Origin of the sequence: Paenibacillus sp. F4, assembly GCF_002894905.1 — a bacterium.
In the GTDB taxonomy this organism is placed as follows: domain Bacteria; phylum Bacillota; class Bacilli; order Paenibacillales; family Paenibacillaceae; genus Paenibacillus; species Paenibacillus polymyxa_B.
In genome coordinates, this window is record NZ_POVS01000017.1 from 46,154 (window position 1) to 60,728 (window position 14,575).

Below are 14,575 nucleotides of genomic sequence, written 5' to 3' on the forward strand. Positions count from 1 at the left end.
ACGAAATGGAGCAATTAACGAAAAGTAGACTGTTCCGATACGGAATATGGACGCTGCTGGGACTTGTCATTCTATATTTTATCTGGCTGCTGCGACCTTTGTTTTTTCATTTGTATGAATTTTTGAAAACAATCATTGCTCCGTTTGCGGTAGCGATGATCATCTCCTATGTACTTAATCCTGTTGTCAATATGCTGGGCGGTCGCAAGGTGCCTCGAAGCGTAGCTGTGCTGCTCATCTATGCTGTATTTTTGGCCAGTCTCGTTGTGATTCTGATGAACCTGATTCCGATGTTCATTGAACAACTGGATGAGCTGAATGAGCATCTGCCTGAGCTGACCATGCATGCACAGGGATTAATGACGAATATGGATAGCGGCATTTTGCCCCAAGGGGTGCGAACGGGTATGAATCAATGGTTTTTCCAACTAGAGAATCGGATGGCAACCGGAATTTCTACCTTTATGGATAACATCGGCGGGATGATCAACATGCTGTTCAATGTATTCATTGTACCGTTCCTCATTTTTTATATTTTGAAAGATTTTGATGTGTTCGAGCGGACGATTGTGTCTTACCTCCCGCGATCTCGTCGTAAGGCGATTGTAACGGTACTTAAGGAAATTGATCAGGCGCTTGGCAACTATGTCAGGGGACAGTTACTGGTATGCGTCATTATTGGAGTGCTGGCTTATCTCGGATATATGCTGATTGGCATGCCTTATGCGCTGTTGCTGGCAGGAGTGGTAGCGGTTTTTAACATCGTTCCATATTTGGGGCCCTTTTTGGGAGCCGCTCCGGCAGTAATCATGGCTTCTACAATATCCTTCAAAATGGTGCTTTTTGTCGTGGTCGTTAACACTTGTATTCAAGTGTTGGAGAGCAATGTCATTTCTCCCCAGGTGGTAGGACGAACGCTGCATCTGCATCCGATAGCCATTATTTTCGCTCTGCTAGTGGGTGGTGAAATTGCGGGAATTACCGGCTTGATTTTAGCGGTTCCCGTGATGGCGGTATTAAAGGTAGGGCTTCAGCATTTTTTTGCTTATTACGTGAAGCGGAAAACGATCTGATTTTGTCCATACACCGTATGTATCTTGTCTGAAATCGCGTTGACACGGCTAAATGACACGGATATACTGAATTGAGTATGTTTAAATGTGTTTATCCAGTAGGGAAAGCTCATTTCGAAGTGCGGGCTGAACCCGCCGGGATGCTCCCGTTACCAGTGAAAACAAGGCGATCGATCGTCCGTTAAGCAAATGTTGGTGTGCAGCTTGCGCATGGGCATTTCGTACAGAGGGGACGGCGTTAACCAGGGTGGTACCGCGATACAATCGTCCCTGATCCGTTCAGGGGCGTTTTTCTGTTTTTTTATGGCCAGTGCCAGGAACCAGTGACACCATAATTAGGAGGCTACTTATATGAAAGCTAGTGAAATCCGCTCCAAATGGCTGGAGTTTTTTGAAAGCAAGGGACATGTGATTGAACCAAGCGCGCCGCTTGTTCCACATAAAGATCCTTCCCTGCTGTGGATTAATGCGGGTATGGCGCCGCTTAAGCCTTATTTTGACGGACGTGTGAAGCCGGAGAATCCACGTATTGCTAATTCGCAAAAATGTATCCGGACGAACGACATTGAGAATGTCGGTAAAACGCGCCGCCATCACACCTTTTTCGAAATGCTCGGCAACTTTTCCATTGGTGACTATTTTAAGGAAGAAGTCATTACATGGGCATGGGAGTTTCTGACGGATCCAAAATGGATTGGTTTTGATCCGGAACGTCTGGCTGTAACTGTGTATCCTGAGGATGAGGAAGCGTACAAGCTGTGGAACGAAAAAGTTGGACTTCCTGCCGAACGTATCATCAAATTGGAAGATAACTTCTGGGATATCGGTGAAGGCCCTTGTGGACCTTGTACGGAAATCTTTTATGATCGTGGCGAAGCCTACGGCAGTGACATGACGGACCCTGAAATGTATCCGGGGGGAGAAAATGAGCGTTATCTGGAAGTGTGGAACCTCGTATTCTCACAATTCAACCATAACAAAGACGGCAGCTATACGCCGCTTCCAAACAAAAATATTGATACAGGGGCTGGATTGGAGCGTTTTGCATCCATTTTGCAAAATGTGGATTCCAACTTTGATACGGATATCTTCCAGCCACTAATCCAAAAAACAGCGGCGATGGCAGGAGTAAAATATAATGAAAATGTGGACAGTGACGTGGCTCTTAAGGTTATTGCTGACCATGTCCGTACCGTAGCTTTTGCAATTGGTGACGGTGTGCTGCCTTCTAATGAAGGACGGGGTTACGTGATTCGCCGTTTGCTGCGCCGGGCTGTGCGCTATGGAAAAATGCTGGGCATGAACCGTCCATTTATGTTTGAGCTGGTGGAAACCGTTGGGGATGTCATGGGTGTGTATTACCCTGAGGTAGTGGACAAGCGTGATTTCATCATCAAAGTGATCAAAACGGAAGAGGAACGCTTCCATGAAACACTGACAGATGGATTGGCCATTTTGTCCGATATCAGTGCTCAGGCGAAGGCCGAAGGTCGCAATGTCATTAGCGGAGCAGATGCTTTCAAACTGTATGATACGTACGGGTTCCCGTTCGATCTCACAGAGGATTATGCGGACGAGCAGGGCTTAAAAGTAGATCGTGAAGGCTTTGATGAAGCGATGCAGGAGCAACGCAAACGTGCCCGTGATGCTCATCAGGACAGCGCCAGCATGAAGATTCAGGGCGGAGCTTTGTCCGATCTGGCGGTTAAAAGTGAATTTGTTGGATATAATGACCTCGTAACTGAGTCTAAAATTGTGGCGATTGTATATGAAGATGTACTGGTGGACAGTGTTAGTGAAGGGCAGTCTTGTCAGGTCGTGCTGGATGTGACTCCTTTCTATGCCGAAAGCGGAGGACAAGTCAGTGACCAAGGCTTGCTGCGTGGAGGTACGGTAACCGCGAAGGTCGAAGGACTGTTTAAGGCGCCACAAGGTCAGCATGTGCATCAGGTTGTTGTAGAAGCCGGTGAGCTGAACGTTGGCGATACGGTGAAAGCAGAAGTAGATCAAGCTTCACGTGGAGAAATTGAGAAAAACCATACGGCTACACATTTGCTTCACAAAGCGCTTAAAGAAGTGCTGGGTGACCATGTCAATCAGGCGGGTTCTTTGGTAGAGCCTGGGCGTCTGCGTTTTGACTTCTCCCATTTTGGAAGCATTACACCAGAAGAGCTGGCGGATATCGAACTGCGTGTAAACCGTGCCATCTGGAGCCAACTGGACGTTAATATTGAACTGAAACCGATTGATGAAGCCAAGGCTCTCGGAGCAATGGCACTGTTCGGTGAAAAGTATGGAGATATTGTACGGGTCGTTAAGGTAGGCGATTACAGCATTGAACTATGCGGTGGCTGTCATGTCAGCAATACTTCGCAAATTGGCTTGTTCAAGCTTGTCAGCGAGAGCGGCATTGGATCAGGTGTACGTCGTATTGAAGCGGTGACCGGACGTTTTGGCTTTGAATATATGGAAGGTCAATTAGAGCTGTTGAAGGTGTCGGCTGGGCTTGTAAAATCCAAGCTGTCTGAGGTACCAAAGCGTATCGAATCTTTGCAGCAACACATTAAAGACCTCAGTCGTGAAAATGAATCGCTGCAAAGCAAGCTGAGTGTTATTGAGGCGGGCCAGCTGACCGATCAGGTCGTGCAAGCAGGTGGGGTGCAGCTGTTGGCTGCACGCGTGCAGGCTTCCAGCATGGACGCGTTGCGTGCGATTGCTGATGAACTGAAAGGGAAGCTTCCGGCTGCTGTATTGGTGCTCGGCGCTGCAATGGACGACAAAGTTAATTTTGTCGTAGCAGTTCCGGCAGAGCATACCAAAGCTGGACTTCATGCAGGCAAGCTCGTGAAAGAAATTGCTGCCGTATGCGGTGGCGGTGGTGGCGGACGACCTGACATGGCGCAAGCCGGTGGTAAGGATGCCAGCAAGCTGGATGAAGCACTTCAACGTGCGTATGAACTGGTGTCGGCAGCCTCACAAGGATAAAGTTCGATAATTTTTGCGGATTTTTGGGAAAAAACGGGCTTAGATATTTCCTTGTAGGGCTTTGCTTATGGTATGATGTAAAAGAATAAGCTGGCATAAACATGTACACATGTTTTGTGGAAGCGAGGTGTCAACAATGGATTCCATGGACAAAACGGTCAAATTTAATGTCAAGGCAGATGAGAAGGAAGCTTCTGCTCAGGAGATTTTGTTGACCGTATATGATGCGCTGGTGGAAAAAGAATACAATCCGATCAATCAAATCGTCGGCTATTTGCTATCCGGTGATCCGGCTTATGTGCCACGGCATAATAATGCCAGAAGCCTGGTACGTAAAAAAGAGCGCGATGAGTTGATTGAAGAGTTGGTTCGTTTCTATCTCGCCAAGCACCGTTAGGAGACAGGCATGAAAGTAATGGGATTGGATTACGGGGATCGCCGAATTGGGGTCGCCGTAAGTGATGCCTTCGGCTGGACCGCCCAAGGATTGGAAGTCATAGAACGACGCGGTGACGACAGCGAGTTCGGTAAAATTGCAAATTTGGTTCGTGACAATGAGGTCGGTGAGGTTGTTGTAGGCTTGCCGAAAAACATGAACGGAACCGTGGGTCCACGCGGTGAGATTTGCATCGAGTTTGCGAACCGACTCAAGGAGTTACTGGGTTTACCCGTTCACCTTTGGGATGAACGGCTGACGACGCGTTCGGCGGAGCGTACGCTTCTGGAGGCCGACGTCAGCCGAAAAAAACGCAAGCAGGTGGTAGATAAACTGGCCGCAAGCCTGATCTTGCAAAACTATTTGGACGCACACAGTACAAGGTGAGGGGGATTTCGTAATGGCTGAAAATCAAGTGGGTATGGAAGAAGAGCCGGAAATTATTTATATTGCCGATGACGAGGGCAACGAGGAAGAGTTCGAGGTCATTATGAAGTTTGAGGTAGATGGTTCCGAAGCGAAGTACATGATGGTTGCGCCAGTGGACCCTGAAGCTGATGAGTCCGATGTGTACGCCTTCCGTTACGAGGAAGAAGGCGATGATATTAAATTGTTTGTGATCCAAGACGATGCCGAATGGGAAATCGTCGAAGAGACCTTTAATACATTTGTAGAAGAAGAGGAAGAGGAAGACAGGAAATGACGAGCTATTCACGTGAAGACCTGAGTTGGACCTCTGATTTGAAGGAAACGTTCGACGGCGATGTAGAGCTGCAGGATGAACAGGGCCATGCGATTCGCATGGAATTGGAAGCAGAGTTCAAGGTAGGTGAGCAACGGTACGCCGTATTGCGTAGACCTGGGGCTGCTGTTGGCGAATATGAACTATACCATGTAAGCTCATCCACAGACGGCGAAATCTCCATCACTACCATTGAAGATGATGATGAGTGGGAAGATATTTCCGAGCTGTACGACGAATGTACGTTGCCGGAAGAACTGTAAGTCTGGATAGCGATGAGATCAAACCTGAAAGGGCGGACCAGTCCGCCCTTTTTGGCTGTGAAGGAGTTGTTGGATGTGAAGCGAAGGACGAGGATGTTTACGTTGTTTCTACTGCTTATCATTATAGCAGGAGGGGCAACCCTCTATATTTGGAATGCCATGCAGCCTGTTCAGCCCCAAACACAACCCGTTGCTTTTACGGTAGTGCAGGGAACAGGAACATCGGCTATTGCAGATACGCTGGAGCAAAAGGGACTTATACGTAATGCGCTCGTGTTTAAGGCTTATGTGAAATTCAAACAGCAAGGAAGCGCATTTCAGGCCGGAAAATATGAGGCGCAGCCTGGCGCAACCTTTGATCAGTTGATTACTAAGTTATCGGCCGGAGATGTTGTCAAAGAGGAAATGATTCGTTTTACAATCCCGGAAGGTTTTACGATTAGACAGATGGCTGATAAGCTGCAAAAGGAAGGATTGGCAGATCGGCAGCAATTTTTGCAGCTGGCCAACGATCCGTCCGCTTTTGACGTCGCGCTAGTGCGGGACATTCCAAAGCAGGCGGGGCTTCGCTATGCGCTGGAGGGCTATCTTTTCCCGGAAACCTATGAGCTGAAAAAGGGTAGTACGGCCAAAGATATTATACAGGTGATGCTAGAACAGACACAAAAGCGGTTGGAAACTGTTTCCGATTTGGATGCGAAGCTGAAACAGCGGGGTGAAACGCTGCATCAACTGCTGACAGTTGCTTCTCTCGTAGAGCGCGAAGTGGTTGTGGAAGATGAGCGGTCTGTAGTAGCTGGCGTCATTTATAACCGGCTCAAACAGGGTAAGAAGCTGGAAATTGATGCTACGGTTCAATATATGCTGGACAAGCAAAAAGAACGGCTGTATTACAAGGATTTGGCTGTGGAAAGCCCTTATAATACGTATTTGCATCTGGGACTTCCGCCAGGGCCGATTGCAAGTCCCAGTCTAAACTCAGTAATAGCGGCTTTACAGCCAAAAGCTACAGATTATTTATTTTATGTGACCAAAAAAGATGGCACACATGAACATTTGTTTGCCAAAACGTATAAAGAACATTTGCATAACATTCAGGTAAGTAACCGTAAGACAAATTAGGAGGTGAGCCTATGGCTTACAAACCCGAACTACTGGCAACTGCCAGCTCTCCGGAGGATGCCCGCCATATGCTGGAGGCTGGAGCTACTGCATTACTTATTGGAGATGACCGCTTTGGAATGCGGCTGCCGGGACATTTTACCCCTGACCAAATCCGTGAAGTGGTGGAAGAGGCACGCAAGCATACGGCACAGGTATATGTATCCATGACGAATTTGATGACGAACGAGCTATTGCCGCTCCTTCCCGAATATGTGCAGGCCCTAGCTGGATGCGGCATTGATGCCATTGAGTTTAATGATCCCGCAGTGCTCATGGCCGTGAAGGAGTATGCTCCGCATCTTAAGCTGTTCTGGAACGGTGAGATGATCTCCACCAACTTCGCAACCGCCAACTATTGGGGTGAAAAAGGGGCTTCCCGGGTCATTTTGGCTCGTGAGCTCAGTATGGATGAAATTACCGAAATGATACCAAAGTTGAACATAGAAGCACAGGTTCAGGTACATGGTATGACCAATATTTATCACTCCAAGCGTAAGCTTGTTCAAAGTTATATGCTGCACCAGGGACGTAATGTAGAAGGCGATTTGGGCAGAGGGCGCGGCTTGTTTCTGATTGAAGCAGAGCGGAAGGAAGAGAAGTTCCCCATCTACGAGGATATGAATGGGACACATATTATGAGTTCAGATGATTTTTGCATCATGGAGGACCTGCATATTCTAATGGAGGCGGGCGTGCATAGCTTTAAGATCGAGGGCTTATTGAAACCTACGGCTTACAACGAGGCGGTTGTTCGTGCTTATCGTAAAGCAATAGATAGTTATACAGCTGACCCGGATGCTTATGCTTATGATGAAAGCTGGCTGGATGAAGTTCGCCGTCTTCAAGATCCAGAACGGGAACTCTCCTTCGGATTTTTCTATAAAGAGCAGGTTTATTAATTTTAAAATGAATTGAATTCACAGAGGGGGGAACGTCATGGGGACGATAACTAAAACGAGAAAATATATAGGTAAACGGAATCGTCTGGATAAGCCGGAGCTGTTGGCTCCTGCCGGAAATCTGGAGAAGCTGAAGTTTGCCGTTCACTATGGCGCGGATGCTGTATATATTGGTGGACAAAAATATGGTCTGCGTTCTAACGCCGATAATTTCAGTTTTGAAGAAATGCGCGAAGGTGTAGAATTTGCCAACAAGTACGGTGCTAAGGTGCTTGTGGCCACCAATATCTATGCCCACAATGAAGATATTGCCGGAATCGAGGAATACTTGCGCAATCTATACGAGGCAGGAATTCATGCCGTTATTGTCGCTGATCCGGCTATTGTATCCGTGGCATTGCGTGCTGTTCCTGGATTGGAAGTGCATTTGAGTACACAGCAGTCCACGCTGAACTGGCAAGCGGTAAAGTTTTGGAAAAACGAAGGACTACCGCGTGTTGTACTGGGGCGTGAGACCAGTCTGGAGGAAATCGAAGAAATTAAAAAGCATGTGGACATCGAAATCGAAGCATTCGTCCATGGTGCGATGTGCTCTTCATTTTCCGGCCGCTGCGTGTTGTCCAATCACTTTACAGACCGTGATTCCAATCGTGGGGGATGTTGTCAGTCTTGCCGCTGGAAATACGATTTGTTTGAGGATGCCCGCCCAGGTGAGGTTTGGATATCTGAGGAAGAGGCACAGGAGAGCAATGCACTGAAACAGTTCCAGCTCGGTGTTAACCAGCTTCCACTGTTCGAAGAGAGCGATAATGCCTTTTCTATGGGTTCCAAGGATCTGTGTATGATTGAAAATGTCCCTGATCTGATTGATGTAGGTGTAGACAGCTTTAAAGTGGAGGGACGAATGAAGTCCATCCACTATGTGGCTACGGTCGTGAATGTCTATCGTCAAGCGATTGATTCCTATATGGCTGATCCTGAGAATTATGTGCTCAAACCTGAATGGATTGAAGAAATTAACAAGGCAGCCAATCGTCCGCTGAATACAGGATTTTTCTACGATACACCGGATCATGAGGATCATATTTATGAGCCGGAAGAAAAAGCTGTCCCTTATGATTTTGCTGGACTGGTCATGGACTACGATGCCGCGAGTGGCATCGCAACCATTCAACAACGGAACCATTTTAAACCCGGTCATGAAATTGAATTTTTCGGTCCGAACGGAACATTCTTTAAACAAACGGTCGGAACGATCTGGGATGAGGAGGGCAACGAATTGGATGCTGCTCGTCACCCGCTTCAACGAATTAGAATGAAGGTAGATCAACCCGTATCGTATTTTGATATGATGCGTAAAAAGAAGTAAATAAGCCTTAAGTCACAGGTGAAAAGATTCAAAAGCCTCTCCTATCGGTTGGAGAGGCTTTTTTTTGAATAGTTTTCTAGGAAAAAAGTTTCACGAAATTTAGTTGGTACTCAAAGGAAAGCTACATTCCTTGTCGAATAGTTCCGATAGAAGTTATATAGATAATAGATACATAATGGATGACGTGGAATTAGAAACTAATTATATGGTGGTAGGTGAGAGGAATGGGTTTACGGAAAAAAGAGGGGAATACAGCAAAAAGGCAACCCAAGAAAACGGATCAAATGCAAGGTTTGAAAGACAGTAAAGTGACCACGGAAAAAGGGGAACAAATGATTGCGGTGTCTTCAAAGGTTGCCCCCTGGGTAGCTAAGGTGACTCGTAAAGGTACACACAATTTAAAGCGTTTACTTAAGCCGGAAAGGTACAGTAAAGATTTCATGCATTTGGTCAAAAACTATAATCCGATACGTTCGGTTGGAATGAAGTTGTTTCTGATCTTTTTTGCGGCAATTATGTTATTTGTGGTCAGCTTGGGGATGCTCTCATACTACAAGGCTAAAAGTACGATTGAGCAAAATGCAGCTACGGCTTATCAGCAGACCGTTCAGCAAACTTCAGAAAAGCTTGATATTATTCTAGAGCGCTTTCAAGACACATCGACACAAGTATTTTTCGATACTGAATTAAGTGATCAGTTGCAAAAGGCTGTAAAGAAGGAGAAAAACTCCTTTGATTCTTTTGTTGCTATGGGCGAAGTGAATAAGAAGCTAACGAACCTTGCTTTTACGAATAAAGCGATTGATTCATTATATTTGTACCCGGAAGAAACCAATTTAGCTGCTATGGGCACCGGAACACAAAAGGATGTACGGCAGGAAGCGTGGTTTAAGGATATTTTGAAAAACAAGGGAATTGTTTGGCTACCTACGCAGGTGAGTGACAATGGCAGCAAGACATTTCGTTTGGCACGCTCTATGAACAGTATGTCCGGGTTGGGAGGGACTTACGTTCTGGTTATGGATTTAAAGGCCAGTGCGGTGGAGGACGAGTTGAAAGGTGTTAATTTGGGCTCAGGCAGTATGATTAGCCTTGTGACAGACAAGGGTGAGTTTGTAGGCTCTAACAAGGAGAACTTGGCAGGAGGACAGACAAAGCTGGATTACGTTTCCAAGCTTGAAGGGATCGAAGGAAATCAAATTATGGAGCAGGAAGCAGACGGCAAAGAGCAAAATGTGCTTACGGTTCATAATACACTGGGAACTTCCAAGTGGATTCTCGTGGGTGTAGTACCTGTATCTGAGCTGGTGAGAGATGCTAAGGGGATTCTAACCACAACCTGGATATTTGCTGCAGTGGCTGCACTCATTGCATTGTTCATTGGCCTGTGGATCGTGCGTCTCGTGGCTCGTCCATTGACACATCTGAAGGATTTAATGGTCGAAGGCGCCAAAGGCAACTTGCAAATTCGAACGAACTATAAGGCTCAGGATGAAATTGGGCAGTTGTCAGAAAGCTTTGATATGATGATGGAGCAAATTACATTGCTGGTACAACAGACGAATGCCTCAGCTCAGGAGGTTCTGAATACAGCGACAGAACTAGGTGATGCCTCGAAGAAGACAGCCGTTTCAGCCAAAGAAATTGCAGCGGCAACGGAAGAGATTGCTCATGGCGCCTCCAGTTTGGCAACAGAGGCAGAACGTGGCAGCGGGTTAACCGGGAATATATCTCAGCAAATGGATACGGTTATGGCTTCCAATCATGAAATGAGTCTGGTCGCACAAGAAGTTGAACAATCCAGTGAAAAAGGGACCATTCAGCTCAAAAATCTATTGGGAAAGACTCGGGTTACGGAAGAAACTACGCATGCTCTGGTGGGCAAAGTCGATGAACTGAAGCAGACAACTTCGGATGTATTTAAGGTGCTGGACGTACTACAGGATATTGCGAAACAAACGAATATTCTATCACTGAATGCGACGATTGAAGCGGCCAGAGCGGGGACAGCGGGGCGTGGTTTTATGGTGGTAGCTAATGAGGTTCGGCAGTTGGCTGAACAATCACGTCAAGCTATTCGTACGGCTACAGGCATTACTAACAACATCGTCAATGAAATGAATGAAACGGTACAGGCATTATCTGAGGTGTACCCGTTGTTCCGGGAACAGATGGGAGCCGTGCAGGAAACAACGGACATTTTCCAATCGGTGCAGCAGCAAATGGGAGAGTTCGCGCTACGATTGGAAACGGTTACCGCCTCCATTCATCATCTGAGTGAATCGCAGACCACTTTGTCCGAAGCAATGACCAATGTAAGTGCGGTGGCTGAGCAATCCTCGGCTACTTCGCAGGAAGTCGCTTCGCTCAGCACTGAGCAGGCCAATATTGGAAATCAACTGGTAGGTTTGTCGGATAAGCTGGAAGGAGTATCGGTGAATTTGAAGGAACAGCTTTCGCGGTTTACGGTGTAGATATAACAAAACCATGGGGATCAGGATTGTCACTGATCTCCGTGGTTAACCCATTCAACGTTAAAAGTTGAGTGGGTTTTCTTTTTCAACTACAGGACATACTACTGGAAAAAAGATGAAAGAAGGATGGGTGTGCCGAGCCGTGGTAGCAGTTTCATTCGAAAACGTCGAATTGCATATATGGCCTTGGGGGTGATGGCACTACTGCTGATTTTATTATTCCGACTGGCTTGGATTCAGGGGACAGCTGGCATTCATATGTCCGTTTATGGGGGGCATTCGCTTAAGGAAATGTCAGCACGTCAGCGACAGGAGGGCATTTCTATCGACTCTGGACGTGGACAGTTTACGGACCGGCATGGGCAACCCTTGACTGGCGGAGTCGTATGGACGCCAGTGCTTTTTCCTGATGTAGATGGCAAAGCGGCTTTACATGGCGAAGAACTGGCCGAGCTACTGCGTACGAGTAAGAAGCAACTACTGACACGCTGGAAAGGACTGCAATCCCCGCTCATATGGCGAGATGGGCACGGAGAGCCCGTACAAATCAATCTGCATGAAGCAGGCAAGTTGCTGAAGCTAGCCCCTTCGCTTATTGAGCTTGTACCTTATACGAAACGTTACAGGGATTTGCCCAATGGCAGGCAATGGCTTGGCTTTCTGTATGAACGTGCCGACCGAGCGAGTGAACTGCCGATGGGGGCAGCCGGGCTGGAAAGAACGCTGGAGCCGCTGCTGAGCGGAGTCGGTGAAACGTTCGTCTCCCGATTTGTAGATGCGCAGCGTCGTCCATTGACTCATATACCGTTGCGTGTCAGTGCTCCATCCAATGGTCACTATCCTTTACAGGTACAGACTACAATTGATCTACCTATACAGGAACAGATTGAAAAGCTGACGGAATCTAGTCATTTGGCAGAAGGGGCGGTGGTAGTGCTCGATGCAGGGAACGCGGATGTACTGGCGATGGTGTCTCGCCCTTTTTATAATCCCGGTCATGTTGATCCACAGCAAAAAACAGACTGGTCTAATCGTGCACTCAAGGCGATAACGCCTGGTTCCATTTTTAAGTTGGTTACGGCTGCTGCTGCACTTGAATCAGGTGTCGTCCAACCGCAGGAACAATTCCATTGTCATGGATCTTATGGCAAGTACGGTCTGGCTTGCTGGAAAAAAGAAGGACACGGTACCCTGAACCTGGAGGAAGGGCTTGCCGTATCCTGTAATAGTGTGTTCGCTCATCTCGGTGAACGGCTTAATCCTGAGCAAATTCAGGCCACAGCCTCTGCACTGGGATTGAGCCGAACAGTGGGCTGGCAGGAGCGGAATCTTGCAGGGCTACCTCAATTCAGACCGCTGGATCACGAAGAAAAGGGAGCCGTATTCGGCTCCCACACGAACGCGTCTGATTCGGGCGTACGTGTACAGACAGCTATCGGTCAGCGAGATGTGCTAGTGACGCCTCTCCAAGCTGCTAATCTCATCGTCACCTTGCTGCATGGTGGTCAAGTACATGCACCACGTATTGTAAAACGCATCAGCTACGCAGACGGTAGCACCTTGCTGGAACTACCTGCTCATGCTGCACCTTCATCCGAGGATAGCCGCTCGATTCACACATCGACGGCTCGCAAGCTTCGTGAAGCAATGGAAAAGGTTGTGACACAGGGGACTGGTGCCTCCTTGCGTAATAAATCATGGAATCTGGCCGGCAAATCGGGTACGGCCCAAGCTTTGAAGAACGGTCACCCTATCAATCACCAGTGGTTTATAGGGTATGGTCCGATAGAGCGGCCTCGTTATGCGGTCGCCGTCCTTGTGCAAAATGCTTCAACACATTCTGCAAATCAAGCTACAGCACTGTTTGGTCAAGTAATGGATCTGTTAGCTCAATCCTCCTGAGTTCCACGGGTAACTTCACGATCTTCCTCCTGGATTTTAACGATAAACGGAGGCTCGTCAAATTCCTCTGTCGGAAACCGAATCCATTGCTGCAGATAGCCTTGCTGCCACAATTCCTTGAGCAAAATGATCAGAATGGGAGACAGGATTAATCCAGCCAGTCCAAAGATGGACAACGATATAATGGCAAAGGAAAGCATCAGATAGGCAGATGAAACACCGATGGAATTACCAGTGATTTTAGGCTCTGCCAGCTGGCGGACGATCACCGTGACAGCCATGACAATAAGCAGGCCTACAGCCAGGCCGGTATTGCCTGTGATGAACAGATACACGGCCCACGGAATAAAAATAACAGGCACACCCAGCAAGGGCAGAATATCAAACAAAGCTGCCACGAGCGCCAATGAGAGGGCATTATCCACTTGCAAAATGAGTAAACCTATAAATACGAGAACAAAGGTAATCCCTACCAGTAGAGCTTGAGCCTTGAGAAAAGCAGAGATAGCTTTAAGTACGTGATTTTTTAGAAAAAGGTAAGCAGTTTTTAATGTCTTGGGTGTTTTACTACGAGCAATGCCCTTCCAAAGATTAATTTCCATACTTAAAAAGAACGCTAGAATGATTGCAATGGCAAAGTTGCCCATAAAAACAGTGAAAGAACTGAGGAACTGTATGAAAAAGGATAATCCTAGCTGTGCCCACTTCGTAGCAATGGTGGTGGCAGTCGCAAAATAATCATTCACACGTTCGGTAACACCTGGAGGTAAAGCAGCGATTTTATCTTGAGAAAGATGAAGATATCGCGTGAATTCCGCTTGGATAATCTGAGTATATTGTGGAAGGTTTTGCGCGACTTTTGTAAATTGCGTAACCAGAATCAAGCCCAATCCGAAAAAAATAGCAAGTAAAAGGATGATAAACAGCAATACGGAGAGTGCGGAGGCAAAAGGCTTTTTCATTCCTTTACGATGAAAATAACGGGCAGCAGGTTCAATGCACCAGAACACGACGAACGAAAGGAACACAGGTGCGGCAAGTTGATAGAGTTTGCTGGATACGAACATAATTAAATACACGGTTAATACGATCAGACCGATATCAAAAACGGTACGCCAATATTTTTTGTACAATGGAAGCATATGTATACAACGACTCCTTTTAGATTTTTATTTATTGTACACTAAATTGAACCTCAATGCTGACCATATGCAATAGCGAAATCTCGGCATGTTTGCGTCATTGTGATAACATATAAGTAAGTGAGT

General features: G+C 46.9%; 12 protein-coding genes. 11 read left to right on the forward strand and 1 reads right to left on the reverse strand.

What is annotated here, in order from left to right; all coding sequences use genetic code 11:
- Positions 1-5 precede the first annotated feature (5 nt).
- The 11 genes from C1T21_RS18900 (at position 6) to C1T21_RS18950 (ending at position 13,307) form a co-directional block, all read left to right on the forward strand.
- The gene (locus tag C1T21_RS18900; RefSeq protein WP_103049319.1) at positions 6-1,073 is read left to right on the forward strand and encodes an AI-2E family transporter; all 1,068 of its coding nucleotides are present in this window, start codon (positions 6-8) and stop codon (positions 1,071-1,073) included.
- Between the two features lie 351 nt (positions 1,074-1,424).
- Entirely contained in the window at positions 1,425-4,058 is a 2,634-nt protein-coding gene (alaS, locus tag C1T21_RS18905) for an alanine--tRNA ligase (RefSeq protein ID WP_103049320.1), read from the forward strand.
- 136 nt (positions 4,059-4,194) lie between these two features.
- Positions 4,195-4,455, forward strand: coding sequence for an IreB family regulatory phosphoprotein (locus C1T21_RS18910; RefSeq protein ID WP_007431624.1), 261 nt, complete (start codon positions 4,195-4,197; stop codon positions 4,453-4,455).
- 9 nt (positions 4,456-4,464) lie between these two features.
- The gene (gene ruvX / locus C1T21_RS18915) at positions 4,465-4,881 is read left to right on the forward strand and encodes a Holliday junction resolvase RuvX (RefSeq protein WP_014282932.1); all 417 of its coding nucleotides are present in this window, start codon (positions 4,465-4,467) and stop codon (positions 4,879-4,881) included.
- 13 nt (positions 4,882-4,894) lie between these two features.
- Positions 4,895-5,197, forward strand: coding sequence for a DUF1292 domain-containing protein (locus tag C1T21_RS18920; RefSeq protein ID WP_103049321.1), 303 nt, complete (start codon positions 4,895-4,897; stop codon positions 5,195-5,197).
- Positions 5,194-5,499, forward strand: a complete 306-nt coding sequence (locus C1T21_RS18925) for a DUF1292 domain-containing protein (RefSeq protein WP_103049322.1) — start codon at positions 5,194-5,196, stop codon at positions 5,497-5,499. Before C1T21_RS18920 ends, C1T21_RS18925 begins: the two co-directional genes overlap by 4 nt.
- Positions 5,500-5,592: 93 nt before the next feature.
- Positions 5,593-6,621, forward strand: a complete 1,029-nt coding sequence (gene mltG, locus C1T21_RS18930) for an endolytic transglycosylase MltG (protein WP_103049323.1) — start codon at positions 5,593-5,595, stop codon at positions 6,619-6,621.
- Between the two features lie 11 nt (positions 6,622-6,632).
- A complete protein-coding gene (locus C1T21_RS18935) occupies positions 6,633-7,562 on the forward strand; it encodes a peptidase U32 family protein (RefSeq protein ID WP_103049324.1) in 930 nt (309 codons plus the stop codon).
- A 37-nt stretch (positions 7,563-7,599) separates the two neighbouring features.
- Positions 7,600-8,931 (forward strand): peptidase U32 family protein, encoded by a 1,332-nt coding sequence (locus tag C1T21_RS18940; protein ID WP_013311519.1) that lies wholly within the window; start codon positions 7,600-7,602, stop codon positions 8,929-8,931.
- 224 nt (positions 8,932-9,155) lie between these two features.
- The gene (locus C1T21_RS18945; RefSeq protein WP_103049325.1) at positions 9,156-11,405 is read left to right on the forward strand and encodes a methyl-accepting chemotaxis protein; all 2,250 of its coding nucleotides are present in this window, start codon (positions 9,156-9,158) and stop codon (positions 11,403-11,405) included.
- A 126-nt stretch (positions 11,406-11,531) separates the two neighbouring features.
- Positions 11,532-13,307, forward strand: a complete 1,776-nt coding sequence (locus C1T21_RS18950) for a peptidoglycan D,D-transpeptidase FtsI family protein (protein WP_258012543.1) — start codon at positions 11,532-11,534, stop codon at positions 13,305-13,307.
- On the opposite strand, the gene C1T21_RS18955 is transcribed toward C1T21_RS18950, so the two are convergent.
- The gene (locus tag C1T21_RS18955; protein WP_103049326.1) at positions 13,295-14,449 is read right to left on the reverse strand and encodes an AI-2E family transporter; all 1,155 of its coding nucleotides are present in this window, start codon (positions 14,447-14,449) and stop codon (positions 13,295-13,297) included. The two genes, C1T21_RS18950 and C1T21_RS18955, sit on opposite strands and share 13 nt — an antisense overlap.
- Positions 14,450-14,575: the final 126 nt, after the last annotated feature.